Source organism: Arthrobacter sp. Leaf69 (assembly GCF_001422645.1).
Taxonomy (GTDB): Bacteria; Actinomycetota; Actinomycetes; order Actinomycetales; family Micrococcaceae; genus Arthrobacter.
Genome location: NZ_LMLR01000013.1, coordinates 412113 through 425253, shown reverse-complemented (window position 1 = coordinate 425253; position 13141 = coordinate 412113). Strand labels below are relative to the sequence as shown.

The following is a 13141-nucleotide window of genomic DNA, read 5'->3' as shown; positions in this document are numbered from 1 at the left end:
TTTGCCTGACACCTACTGGACCGCGTTTCCTACTACGCTGGATCCCAGACCTAGGGACAGGAGGCTGTGATGGCCGGGACGACGGTGGCCGAGGTGTTGGCCGAACTGGCCGCGCTCGAGGACCCGAAGGTCCGCGCAGTGAACGAGAGGCACGGTGACGATCACGGTGCGAACCTCAGCAAACTGCGCGCGATCGCGAAGCGGCTGAAGATCCAGCACGAACTTGCGCGCCAGCTCTGGCAGACGGGTGACACGGCGGCACGTCTGCTCGCAATCCTGATCTGCCGTCCGAAGGCGTTCGAGCGGAACGAGCTGGACGTCATGATGCGCGAAGCCCGCGCTCCGAAGGTGCAGGACTGGCTCGTCAATTACGTGGTGAAGAAGAACCCGCACTCCGAGGAACTGCGCCTGGCGTGGTCCGCCGACCCGGATCCGGTGGTGGCGGCTGCCGGCTGGGCGCTGACCACCGAACGCGTGGCGAAGAACCCGGTGGGTCTGGACCTCCCGGGACTGCTAGACCTCATCGAGGCGGAAATGAAGGACGCCCCGGACCGCCTGCAGTGGGCCATGAACCACTGCCTGGCTCAGATCGGGATCGAGCACGCGGAGCACCGAGCCCGGGCACTCGCCATCGGTGAGCGCCTGGAGGTGCTCAAGGACTACCCGACTCCCCCGGGCTGCACATCGCCGTTCGCGCCGGCCTGGATCACCGAGATGGTGCGCCGGCAGCAGGACAAGTAGGACGCCTCCCGCCACGCCGGCGCCTCGGAGAGGGCTTCAGTTTCCTACTGACGCGCGGAGCGGGCATCCGATACACTCAGGGTCCCACGGTCCATCAACCCGGCGGTTCGCCTAGACGGACGAACCGCAGGGCTGAGTAGAGAGGCCAGCCATGGACTTCGCGCCGGAACATGAGAATCCGCTGGATCCCTTTCCCCACTACGGGCGGATGAGGGAAGCTGCACCCGTCTTCCACGACGAGCAGTCGGGGACGTGGCATGTCTTCCGGTACGACGACGTGCAGCGGGCGCTCTCCGAACATGCCAGGTTTTCCTCCCGGATGGGCGGCGACGATCCCTCCGAGACAGGTCAGCTGTTCGCGGCCAGCCTGATCACCACCGACCCGCCGCGGCACCGGCAATTGCGCTCGCTGGTAACCCAGGCGTTCACGCCGAAAGCCGTGGATGCGCTTGCTCCCCGCATCTCAACGCTCACGGACGAGCTGTTGGAGGGGATCTTGTCCCGCGGAACAGCGGATCTGATCCAGGCATTGGCCTACCCGCTGCCGGTCATCGTGATCTCGGAACTTATGGGCATTCCCGCCGAGGACCGTGACCGCTTCAAACAGTGGTCCGATGTCATCGTCAGCCAGACGCGGGCCGGTGGGACGAACGAGGACCACCACGCCACCAACATGGAAATGACCGGATACTTCCTGAACCTGATCGAAGAGCGCCGGAGCCGGCCCGGCCACGATTTGATCAGCAACCTGCTCTCCGCCGAGATTGACGGGCAGAAACTGAGTGTGGCCGAACTGCTGGGCTTCTGCAGTCTGCTGCTCGTCGCCGGCAATGAAACAACGACCAACCTGATCGGCAACGCCGTTCTCAGTTTCACCGAAGTGCCCGGCACCATCGAACGCCTACTGGCGGAACCGTCACTGATACCTCAGGCCATAGAGGAAGTGCTCCGCTTCCGCTCGCCCGTGCAGTCCATGTATCGCGTGACCGTTGCTGACACCACCCTGGGCGACGTTCAAATTCCGGCCGGTGCCCCGCTGGTGGCCTGGATCGGCTCCGCGAACCGCGACGAGCGCCAGTTCCAGCACCCTGACCGGTTCGACGTCGACAGGGGCCAGATCCGGCATCTGGCGTTCGGCCACGGCATTCACTTCTGCCTCGGTGCACCGCTGGCCAGGCTCGAGGCAAAGATCGCACTGGAAGCCGTCCTGTCCCGACTCCCCGGGCTGGCCCTCGTCCCGGGAGCCCCCCTTGAGCGGATGGACAGCACCATCGTCTATGGCTTGAAGACGCTCCCGGTCCACTGGCACGCAGCCTGAACTGGACGAACCCGGCAGGCCCCCTGTCCACACGTTGGTTGGGGCCTGCGCAACCTTGGAACAGTGGCCGCCTACCGTGGTTCCGGATACGATCCGAGCTCGAATGTGTCGCCGTAGACGGACCAGCTAAACGGCGGGATGAGCTCCAGGTTGCCAGCCTTCAGGAGTCCGTAGTGGATGCCCTGGCGCCCGCTCCGCTGGTAGTCACCCCAGGCCTTGAGGATCCTCACCCGGGCATCCACCACGGCGGAGAGGTACTTGGACTCGTCCCCGCCCTGGGCCGGGGGGCGGCGCGCTTGCCGGGCCGCGGCCAGAATGCCGCCAAACGACTCCTCGTCGTCCCCAGGTCCGTGGTTGACAGATACGTCGTAGTAGATCGCAAGCCCCAGTGGCCCAACCCCGTCCCGGGTTGCTTCCTCCAGCGCTGGCCCCCAGTAGACCCGGTCCCGTTCCTCCTGCTGGACCCGCTGGAAGGCAGGGTCACCTGCCGCCGAGCTCCAGTCCGCCACGAAGGAGGGGTCCAATAGCCGGTGGCTCAGCGCAGGCCGATCTCTGGAGCCCGCGTCCATGATCTGCTCCAGCAGGCGCGTGTACTGCCCCAGCGGATTTCCCGGGGCGGCCTTTGTGTATGACTGCAAAAGCTCGAGCATGTCGCCGGTGCCGCTGCACCAGCCCACCAGTCCGGCGGTGTAGCCCCGGCCGTCACCGATGTCCTCGATGTAGCCGAAGGAGGTGGTCCAGTCCGGAGTGGAGTTCTCGGCGGTGGACGTGAGCTGGAGCGCTATCTCCTTGTACACAGGATTCGCGATATCGGCCCGGGCTCGGGCCTGCTCACTGACCTGCTGGCCCCTTCGTCCCCAAAATCGACCCGGCATCAGACCTCCCGAAGTAGTCGTGACGCCGAGCCTAGCAACCCGCCAGCCACCGTAATAGTCAGTGGCCGGGTCCGGTGACGATCTTCTTGCGTTCGGATTCGTGCGCACCGCCCTTCTTCGCCAAAGTGGAGCACGCCTCTTCGATGTCCCGGGCGAGCGTATCGACGTGCTCCCGGCTCATCGTTTCCTTGACCAGGGCCCTCATGATGGTCACGTCCTGGGCGTTCGGTGGCAGAGTGTAGGCCGGCACCATCCAGCCGCGCTCGGCCGCAAGCTGCCAGGCGATGTCGAACTCGTTGTACCCGGGGTCGGCGGAGAGCCGGAACGCGACCAGGGGAAGCTGCTCCTCGTCGGGGCCGATGATCTCGAACCGGCCCATGGCCTCCAATTTCTCGGCGAGGACGCGGGCGTTGGTCTGCATGTTCCGCATGATGTAGGTGTAACCGGCACGGCCATAGCGCACGAAGTTGTAGTACTGGGCGAGGACCATCGCCGAGCCCGTGGAGAAGTTCAGGGTGAACGTCGAGTCGGTCTTGCCGAGGTAGTTCTCCTCGAAGACGAGGTCCTTGGCCAGATCGGCCTTCTCCCGGAAGATCAGCCAGCCGATGCCGGGATAAACCAGTCCGAACTTGTGCCCGGAGACGTTGATCGAGTGGACCTGCTCGAGCCGGAAGTCCCACGCGGAGTCCGGGTAGAGGAAGGGCCAGACGAATCCCCCACTTGCCCCGTCCACGTGCAACGGCACGTCAAGGCCCCGCTCGCGCTTGATCCGAAGCAGCAGGTCGTTGATGCCGACGATGTCGTCCTTGTGCCCGGTGAACGTCGTACCCAGCACGGCTGCGACACCGATGGTGTTCTCATCGACATGGGCCTGCACGTCGTCCGGGCCGATCGTGTATTTCCCCGGCTGCAGTGGCACGATCCGTGGTTCGACGTCGAAGTAGCGGCAGAACTTCTCCCACACCACGTGCACGTCGCCGCCGAACACCAGATTGGGGCTCGACGTCGACGCACCGGCGGCCTCGCGGCGCTTGCGCCAGTTCCACTTCAGGGACAGCCCCCCGAGCATGATTGCCTCGGAGGATCCCTGGGTTCGGGCTCCCGTCGTCTCGCCGGGCGCGTGGAAGAGGTCGGCGAGCATCCGAATGCAGCGCTGCTCGATCTCGGCCGTGCGGGGATATTCGGCGTGGTCGATGAAATTGCGGTGCAGGTTCGCGGCGATGATCTGCTGGGCCTGCGGCTCCATCCATGTCGTCACGAAGGTGGCCAGGTTCCGGGCCGGATCACCCTCCAGCGCCAGGTCCTCAGACACCAGCCGCAGGGCGTCCTCAGCAGGAATGCCGGTCTCCGGGAACTCCCGGCTGGGAACCTCCTGGGTCACGAATCGGTTGCCAAACAGGGCCGCGTCGGCAGCCGCTTGCTGGGAATTTACTGACATCACTTCTCCTTCAGAAACTGTTGCAAAGGGGTTACGGATGAGTTCCCGGGTCCGCAGGAACCGTGGCGTCGGTGGATTCCGGACTGAGCATCAGAACCGCGCCGGCGAGGAAGCACAGGGCTCCCACGAGGGTGCCGAGATTGGAGAGCTCGGCGTTCCAGAGATCGCCGCTCGACGGTATGACAAAGGCCGCGGCGGCAGAGATGCCGAACGCAACAGAGCCAGCGACGTTGATCACGCCGATCTTCCACGCCCGCGGCCTGGGCCTACCTTCAATGGTTCCGCGACCGGCGTAATGTAACGCCACAGCGCTCGACGCGAGGAAAGCGACTGAGCCGAGAGCGTCGGGCCGCCACACCCGCTGCTCGGCGAGCGCCGCACTGAGGTTGACCAGCAGCGCGTTCGCCGTACTCCAGTTGAACCACAGCGTGCCGGCAAGTTGAAGCGCGCCAGCGAGCCAGACGAGATTCCGCGGCGCCCATGCCCACAGCGACTGGCGCCGCGAGGAACCCATGGCCGGGAGCGCGTCAACGGCTTCGCGGTACTGCAGGAACGCAGCACAGGTGAAGAACAGCGAACCGACGAAGAACGTGAGTCCACACCAGTGCAATCCCACGGCCTCGGCGTAGAACGGCACAGCCCCCAGGGCGAACAGACTCGAGCCAATGATGAACAGCCAGGCGATCCTGCGGTCCCGTGCGGTCAACGGGCCCGCGCTCGAGATCTCAGTTGCATGGTTGGCCCTCAAGGGGGCTTGATGTTGGACGCCGCCGGGATCGTCAGGCGTCACGGACGCCGTCGGGCCCGGGACCGGGAGCGCATTGGTGATCACGAAGGCCACCGCCACAGCCACCACCACCTGGGGTGTTACCGCCACACCGTCCACACCCAGCAGCAGCGTGGCCAGCAGCGTCGACGTCAACGGCAGCCGCAGCATAGCTGCGCACATGGCTCCCATGCCCATGCCGATCCCTGCCGCGAGATTCATGCCGGGCAACCCGCTCGCAGCAATACCTAGCGCCGCACCGATAAACATCGACGGGAACACCGGCCCGCCCCGAAATGCGCTCAGCGAGAGGCCGTAGACCAAGGTCTTACAAGCGATCAGCAGGACCAGCACAGCAAGCGGGTAGTCCGCGGCATGTTCCACCAGCTCCGGCAGTGCGTCCTGCCCCGAGAACAACACCTGCGTAAAACTGTGCCCGGAGATCAACTGGTAGGCCATCGCGGTAAGACCGATCAGCAAGCCGAGCGCAGACGTCACCAGCACCCGGTTCAGATGCACGACCGGACGCAGCGACAGCGCGACCCAGCGGATCAGCCATCCCAACAGCGCGCCGACCGCGCCCATGATCACCGCCCAGCCCATCGTCGCCAACGTCGGCGACACTGCAGGCGGCACCACGGGCAGCGCCAGCGAGAAGCTGCCCAGCCCGGTCCAGCCGTCCAGTCCGACGAACACCAGCGCCCCGACGCCAGAAGCGATCAGGCCGGGCAGGGCGACCAGGCTCAGCGTCATTCCCCCGATCCCGGCGGCCTCCATGATCAGGAATGCACCGAGAACGGGAGACCCGAGCAACGTACTGATCGCCGCGAAGCTGCCGGCGGACGCCATGATCGTCAGGGACATCGGCGGAGCGTCCTTTTTCACCAGCCGCACCGCCAGCGCCCCGAGGCCGCCACCGATCGCGATCAGCGGCCCTTCAGGCCCGAGCACCGCACCCAGGCTGAGCGTGGTCAGCGCTGCGAGTACGATGCCCACGAGCTCCTGGCCGGTGGGCGGACCGCCGCCCGTCTTGAATCCGAAAGCGGGTGAGTGGCCGCCGTTTCCCGGCAGGTACCGGATGGTCAACGCCGTCAATAGCCCACACAGCGCCAACCATGGAACCGGCCACCACGCAGGAGCAGGACCCCCGAGGACCTGATTCGGTAACTCGTTGAAGACGAACCGCTGAAGCGCCGCGACGAAAGCGAGAAACCCGTACGCAATGATCGAAACGGGAACGCCCAGGACCGCTGCCAGCACGAGCGCAGCGATGTACGGCCTGGAACGAATCACGACCATCGGATCGATCCTTGGCGGGGACGCGGCAGGCTCGCTCATTCCGGACAACCCGGCGGGCCCGTGACGATTCGCGTCACCCCGACTGCCCTTCCGTGGGCCGGTGGAAACAGTTGAGCATCCCTTATCCTTCCGCGGGCCGCCCGCTGCACGGCGGGAGCCTTTAGTGAGGTCTCACTAGCGACAGAGGCTGGTCAGTCACATGTTCGCCAAAGTAACGCTTCGAGTCGGGACAGTCATCACCCAATGCGGGTGAAAGGGAACCTGCGACCACCGATGCCCGGAACCATCGGACTTCTTCGGCTATGAGGACTTGGGCCGCGCGCGTACGTGCATCCGCTCGCCCTGCTGTCCGAACAGACTGATGAACTCGACGGGTCTGCCGTCAGCACTGGCGAACCAGTGCGGCGTACGGGTATCGAATTCCGCGGCTTCGCCAGGGCGAAGTTCAAAGTCTTTGCCGCCCAGCACCAGGCGCAGCCGTCCGTTGAGGATGTAGAGCCATTCGTAGCCTTCATGAACGCGCGGGTCGGGCTCTGCCCCGCGGGCATGGCCCGCGAGCACCATCTTGAAGGCCTGCAGCCCGCCTGGGCGGCGTGTGAGAGGAACGGCCGTCATGTCACCGTGGGTGATGGGCTGGAGGTGGATCCTGGGATCGCCGGTGGGCGGGGCGCCAACCAGATCATCGAGGGGAACACCGTACATCCTTGCGAGGGGCAGCAGGATTTCGAGGTTCGGCCTGCGTTGGCCGGATTCCAGGCGGGACAGGGTGCTCACCGACACTCCGGATGCGGAGGACACATCTCCGAGGGTGAGGTTCCGTTCCGTACGGAGTGCCCGAAGCCGGGGGCCGACGGCCCCGAGCACATCGTCAAGCTCATTTGCCATACCCCCACTTTGCCATAACGGCAACAGGCTTTGTCAAAAATGCTTCGTGCGGTGGAAGCTGGTTTAACCGCCCGGGAACTCCGGCGGCGAACTTTCAGGGCCAGACGAAGGACAAATCTATATGGACACCACACGGTACGACGTTGTCATTGTTGGCGGCGGCGCGGCGGGACTCAGCGCGGCCACGACGCTGGGCCGGGCGCTGCGCTCGGTGCTGGTCATCGATTCCGGAACTCCACGCAACGCCCCGGCGGCGGGTGTTCACGGGTATCTTTCAAGGGACGGCATGAACCCCCGGGAGCTTCTGTCCATCGGACGCAGCGAGGTGCTCTCCTACGGCGGAACGGTCATTGACGGCGAAGCCGTTTCGGCGCGGCGAACCCCCGACGGGTTCGACGTGGTTCTCGGAGACGCCCGCCGGTTTTCCGGCAGGCGCCTCCTGGTCACCACGGGCTTGACGGACGAACTCCCTCCCATCGACGGGCTGCGGGAGCAATGGGGAAAGGGCGTTGTGCACTGCCCCTACTGCCATGGCTGGGAAATCCGCGGGCAACGGATTGGAGTGCTGGGCACAGGCCCGCTGTCCGTCCATCAGGCACTGTTGTTCAGGCAGTGGTCCCCGGATATCACCTTTTTCCTCAACGACACCGTCGAACCCACCGACGAGGAATGGGACCAGCTCGCCGCCCGGTCCATAACGGTGGTTGACGGTGCCGTGGCTTCCGTTAACGCTGTCGACGCCGTCCTCACGGGGCTCACGCTCCGCCAGGGCACCTCCTTCGATGTGGAGGCCCTGGCTGTCGGAACACAGATGGAAGCCAGATCGGCGTTTCTGGAATCACTCGGGTTGGGTTCCCAGGTGCATCCGTCGGGGGCCGGACGGTTTGTCGAGACCGACGCCATGGGTGCGACGGCTGTCCGCGGCGTGTATGCGGCGGGCAATGTCTCCAACTTGATGGCTCAGGTGATCACCGCGGCGGCCGAGGGTGTCATGACGGGCGCAAGGATCAACGCAGACCTCATCGAAGAGGAAACCCGGTGGGCCGTTGAGGGGCGCTTCGGCCCCTTCTCGGCCGCTTCTGAAGCAGCGGTCTCTCAGCCTGCGATCTGGCAGCCCTGAGCCAGCACCTGTCACAAACCTCCGCCGGTAGTGCAGCTAGCCGCTGACCACGCCTGTCCGCGAGTTCCATGTCAGCCGCCCGCCGCGGAACGCCGATTCCCGGCCGACGGGTACGGCGTACTCGTCGGTCAACGGATAGCCGAGCCGGCCCCGTTCCCAGCCCAGTGAGGCCCACTTTGTCCGGATGGCCCCCTGGACCGCGTGCGCCCCCGTCGCCGGCGACCAGTAAATCGACGAGCCCCTCGAACCGGAGAAATGGTTGTACCGGCCCACGCCATCTGCCGTTCCCAGTTCATCGGTCAACGGATAGCCCAGCGGACCGCGTTCCCAGCCCAGTGAGGCCCACTTCGCCCGGATGCCTCCTTGGACCGCGTGCGCCCCCGTCGCCGGCGACCAGTAAATCGACGAGCCCCCCGTCCCGGAGAAATGGTTGTACCGGCCCACCCCATCGGGCGTTCCCAGTTCATCCGTCGTCGGATAGCCCAGCCGGCCCCGTTCCCAGCCGAGTGACGCCCACCTCGCCCGGATGCCTCCCTGGACCGCATGCGCCCCCGTCGCCGGCGACCAGTAAATCGACGAGCCCCCCGAACCGGAGAAATGGTTGTACCGGCCCACCCCATCGGGCGTTCCCAGTTCATGCGTCGTCGGATAGCCCAGCCGGCCCCGTTCCCAGCCCAGTGAGGCCCACTTCGCCCGGATGGCCCCCCGGACCGCATGCGCCCCCGTCGCCGTGGACCAGTAAATCGAAGAGCCCCCCGAACCGGAGAAGTGGTTGTACTGGCCCACGCCGTCAGGCGTTCGCAACCCGTCGGTCGTCGGGAAGCCGAGGCTGCCGGCTGCGCCGCCCGCAGCCTGGTAGGAGGTGTAGATCGCGCCGTGGACTTCGTGTGCCCCGGTCGCCGGCGACCAGCAAATCACCCCTTTGTTGTAGTCCTGGCACTTGCCCCCCGGGACCGGATATTCAAGAGTGAGTGACCTGCCGAGGACTGACCTCGGGTCCCCGGCACCGATCTGGTAGGCCTTGAGCGCAATGGGGTCATCGACGCCCTTCCCGGTGAGCATCACCTTCTGCTCGCCCTGGCCGTCGTTCGCGGTGAACAGGTAGTAGGTGTCTTGGGTCCCGGCCTGTCCGGCCACTGTCGGCTTGAACGTGACACTCTGATAGGCGGATTCACCCGGAGGGATCACCAGGCCCTCGGAAATCGGCAGAGTGGTTGAGAAGACTCCCTGTGGCGCCTTGGCCTTCGTGATGGTCATGGGGATATTTCCGGAGTTGACTATCGTGAAGTCCCAGGTGGCAGCTGCGCCTACGGCGACGTCACCAAAGTCCAGCGTCGGCGGCAGCTGCAGGTGGGCCGCCCCTGACACTGCCGTCGCCGTCACCGGAACTGTCAAGGCGCCGCGATCACTCGAGACGAGAAGCGCGTCGGTCACCGGAGTCGCCGTCGTCGGGCTGAACGTGATGGACACCGGGACCGAAGTGAGCGGCTGGATCGTCTGCCCCACGGCCGGCACTGTCGTTGGATCGACCTTAAGCGCGGCGCTGGCCGGCAACGTGACGCCAGTGACCGTGGCGACGGTCGTGCCGGTGTTGACGACGTTGACTGTCTGGCGGCTGCTGGTCTGCGTGGGAACGTCCATGAAGCCGATCGTGGCCGGCGTCGCCCCCAGGCCGTCCTTCGTACCCACGCCGTGGACGCCCAGGAGATCAGTCTCGCCGTCGGACGTTTTGACGGTCAGCGCACCGTCCGCCTGCCCCGGTGCAGTCGGGGAAAAGGTCACGGGCACGGTCATGCTTCCGCCCTTGGCCAGGGTCCGGGGCAGGGTGAGAGTTCCGATCCCGAACGGGGCAGCAGCTGTGACGGCGCTGACTGTCACCGCGCGCGTGGCCGTTATCGTCACGCTGCCTCCCCCGGTGGCACCCACCGCAGCCGTGCCCAGGTCGGTGTTCGCCGCCCCTACCGCGGAGGTCGTCGGCGCTCCGAAGCCCAGAATGTGCCCGTCCCTCGTTCCCACGAAGACCCGGCCGTTGTCGGTGGCCACCGAGGAGAACTTGGCGGCCGTGCCCAGCGGGGCCGTGAAGACCTGCTGGAGCTTGCCGCTGCTGTCCGGGAGGGCCCGGTAGGCACGAAGTTCCGCGCCGACGCCGGTGGGGCCGGTGGAATACACGGCCCAGACCAGGGCCGAGGAGGCGTCCGTGCCGTTGGAGGTCACCGAAGGCGCACCGGAGGTGTACCCGAAAGTGCCGACGGAGGTCCCCACAGAGGCGAGCTGCATGCCTCCGGTGCTGGTTGGCAGGAGCTTGTGCGCGCGGAGGTAGCCCTTGTTTTCGACGGTGTAGATGTATCCGCCACTGGCAGTCCCGAGGAACGCGGGCCGCCCCCAGACTCCGCTGTACGGGCCGGCTTCGTCAAGGACGGCGTCGCCGCCGGCCGGCCCCTGCCCCATGCCGCCCAGGTTGTCCCGGTCCAGCAGGTAGACACGACCGTCCTTGCCGGCCTGGACCAGCAGGTGCGGGTGAGCCAGCGTCCCGTAGCCGTCCGGGATGGCGATCGGGGCGCCGGAGCCGAGGTCGGCGTCGTCCTGGTCCAGTTTGGCGTTGTTGGCCGGGCTGAAGAAGTCAGTCGGCTTGAGGTTTCCATCGGTGCCGACATTGAGCCGGACCACAGACTCGGCGAGGGTTGCAGGGGGCGTTTTACCCGGACCGGGCTTCGGCGAGATGCCGTTGCCGGTGGCAAACAGGATTTGCCCGGCCCCGTCCGAGACCAGGCCTCCGCCGGACTGCCAGATCCCGCCCTCCGCGTTGCTGTTGCCGGACTCGGTGGCCCACATCGTGGTCTGCCGCCCGGCGGTAGACACGCCGACAACGTAGCCGACGAAGGGGGCATAGTCGCAGTGGCTGGCGAACCCCGCGTACACCACCCCGTTCATGAGGAGCAGCCCGGGCCGCTGCATTGCGGTCATGGCGTTGAACGGGCGGGACGGGTCGTTCGTCGGTGCGCCGCTGATGAGGACCGGGAACCCGGCCCGCTCAGCCCCTGTCACCAGATCGAGGGAGTGCATGTACCAGTGCGGCAGCTGCGGGCTCGCTCCGTCGTTCGTTTTGGCCAGCATGAAGACGGACTTTGTCGCCGGGTCGTAGACCGGGGTGGACGTGATGCCGATGTTGGGCGTGAGGTCGCCGCAGCTCACTGTTGACGCCGGCCAGGCCGGCCCTAGGGTGCGTACCCACTTCGCCGCGCCCGTAGCGCTGTCCAATCCGTAAGCGAAATTGTTCTCGGTCGCTGCAACGACGGTGCCGCCGACAACGAGCGGCTGGGCGTACACCTGCCCGTCCACGGCTGTGGAGAACAGCCTGCCGAAGGTCGAGGACGCGACCGACGACGGCGTGAGCGCGCTTTCGTTGTTGTCCCACCCCGTCCGCAGCACATCGTGGGCGACGGTTCCCACGTCCGCAGCGGCGGTGCCGCCTGCGGACAGCCCGGTAAGTACGAGCAGTGTTGACAGCAGCGCCGCCCGGGCACGGCCAGGCGGAAGTTTGGGTTGACCACGCATATGAGAGACCTTTTTCCGGAGCCTTGTTGACTGACTCACTGCGTGGATCGTAAGCGCGAAAAAAGTGCCGCACAGGAGTGGTCCCTACCCGACTTTGAAGCGCAGGACCCTCTATTCCCACGCCGTCAATACTTGCTCGGCGCGCCCGGATCCGCGTGACTACTTGGGTGGTCGAAGCCGCGCCGGCAGGGGATGGCTGCGCCGGGCATGTGGCTGGGCCAAAGCGCCGGGAAATGCCAGACCGGTGTCGGGCTTCCGGGCGGGGTTGCGGCCGCAGCGTGCTCTTGACGCGGCCCGGGCCACAAGGGTATACAAGGGCCATCCCGGTGTCGTCGCAGGGGTCACTGCCACAGTACAAACGCGGCAGCGCGGGGACCGTCGTTATGCACCATGGCGGAGCAGCGAAGTGAGGTGTGAGCGATGACCGGAATAGCCGCCCTCCGCTTCGTGGCCCTCGGCTCGGCGGGATTCTTTGCCGCGGAAGCTGAGATTGCGGCCGACTGGGGCTACTACTTCGGGGTCTTCGTGATCGTGCTGGCACAGTGCGCCGGCGTACCACTTCCCGCCGTGGCCGTACTGCTTGGCGCCTACGCGTCGGCGCGCCACGGAGAGCTCAACCTTGCTGCCGTTATCGCCGTCGGCAGCCTGGGCGCCATGATCGGGAGCACCATTGGCTACGTACTGGGACGGGTGGGAGGCCGCCCGTTGATGCTGCGACTTGCCCAGCGCTTCCACGCCGATGAGAATCGCATCGTCCAACTGGAGTCGTTCTTCGATCGGCACGGCGGCACAGCCTTGTTCTTCGGCCGCTGGGTCATTGTCGTCCGGCTCTGGGGCGCCATTGCCGCGGGGGCTGCCAAGATGCCGTGGCCCAAGTTCGCGCTGTGGACCATCACAGGGTCCATTGCCTGGGTCGCGAGCCTCAGTGTTCTTGCCTATCTGGCTGGTGCGCTGGCCCATGCCATCGGTGACGCCCTCGACATCGGCGGCTGGGTGCTGGTCCCCATTGTCGCGGTTGGCCTGGTGTTCGTCTGGCGCCGGCGCCGCCGCCGCAAACTCAAGTCAGTGGAAGGGCCAGGAGACGGCGTGCCAGACGCCGAATGAGACCTGCGCCTAATCGTCCCGCCCGGGAGTACGTCGGCCC

General features: G+C 66.1%; 9 protein-coding genes. 4 read left to right on the top strand and 5 right to left on the bottom strand.

Annotation, left to right across the window (positions count from 1 at the left end):
• Positions 1 to 69 precede the first annotated feature (69 nt).
• On the top strand, positions 70 to 741 hold the full coding sequence (locus tag ASE96_RS14810; protein ID WP_056431980.1) for a DNA alkylation repair protein: 672 nt from the start codon (positions 70 to 72) through the stop codon (positions 739 to 741).
• A 208-nt stretch (positions 742 to 949) separates the two neighbouring features.
• On the top strand, positions 950 to 2059 hold the full coding sequence (locus tag ASE96_RS14805) for a cytochrome P450 (RefSeq protein WP_235500266.1): 1110 nt from the start codon (positions 950 to 952) through the stop codon (positions 2057 to 2059).
• 71 nt (positions 2060 to 2130) lie between these two features.
• On the opposite strand, the gene ASE96_RS14800 is transcribed toward ASE96_RS14805, so the two are convergent.
• From ASE96_RS14800 to ASE96_RS14785, 4 genes are all read right to left on the bottom strand, one after another.
• On the bottom strand, positions 2131 to 2856 hold the full coding sequence (locus tag ASE96_RS14800; RefSeq protein ID WP_056431974.1) for a chitosanase: 726 nt from the start codon (positions 2854 to 2856) through the stop codon (positions 2131 to 2133).
• 136 nt (positions 2857 to 2992) lie between these two features.
• On the bottom strand, positions 2993 to 4372 hold the full coding sequence (locus ASE96_RS14795) for a glutamate decarboxylase (RefSeq protein WP_056431971.1): 1380 nt from the start codon (positions 4370 to 4372) through the stop codon (positions 2993 to 2995).
• A gap of 31 nt (positions 4373 to 4403) precedes the next feature.
• On the bottom strand, positions 4404 to 6437 hold the full coding sequence (locus ASE96_RS19625; protein ID WP_235500264.1) for a chloride channel protein: 2034 nt from the start codon (positions 6435 to 6437) through the stop codon (positions 4404 to 4406).
• Positions 6438 to 6737: 300 nt separating this feature from the next.
• Positions 6738 to 7322, bottom strand: a complete 585-nt coding sequence (locus ASE96_RS14785) for a helix-turn-helix domain-containing protein (RefSeq protein ID WP_056431968.1) — start codon at positions 7320 to 7322, stop codon at positions 6738 to 6740.
• Between the two features lie 121 nt (positions 7323 to 7443).
• Between ASE96_RS14785 and ASE96_RS14780 the strand changes: the two genes are divergently transcribed.
• Positions 7444 to 8442 (top strand): NAD(P)/FAD-dependent oxidoreductase, encoded by a 999-nt coding sequence (locus ASE96_RS14780; protein ID WP_056431965.1) that lies wholly within the window; start codon positions 7444 to 7446, stop codon positions 8440 to 8442.
• A 36-nt stretch (positions 8443 to 8478) separates the two neighbouring features.
• Here the strand turns inward: ASE96_RS14780 and ASE96_RS14775 are convergent, their stop codons facing one another.
• Complete coding sequence (locus ASE96_RS14775; protein ID WP_056431963.1) at positions 8479 to 11997, bottom strand: Ig-like domain-containing protein; 3519 nt, start codon at positions 11995 to 11997, stop codon at positions 8479 to 8481.
• Between the two features lie 420 nt (positions 11998 to 12417).
• Here ASE96_RS14775 and ASE96_RS14770 point away from each other — a divergent pair, with 420 nt between their 5' ends.
• Positions 12418 to 13101, top strand: a complete 684-nt coding sequence (locus tag ASE96_RS14770) for a DedA family protein (protein ID WP_056431960.1) — start codon at positions 12418 to 12420, stop codon at positions 13099 to 13101.
• The last annotated feature ends 40 nt before the right edge of the window (positions 13102 to 13141 follow it).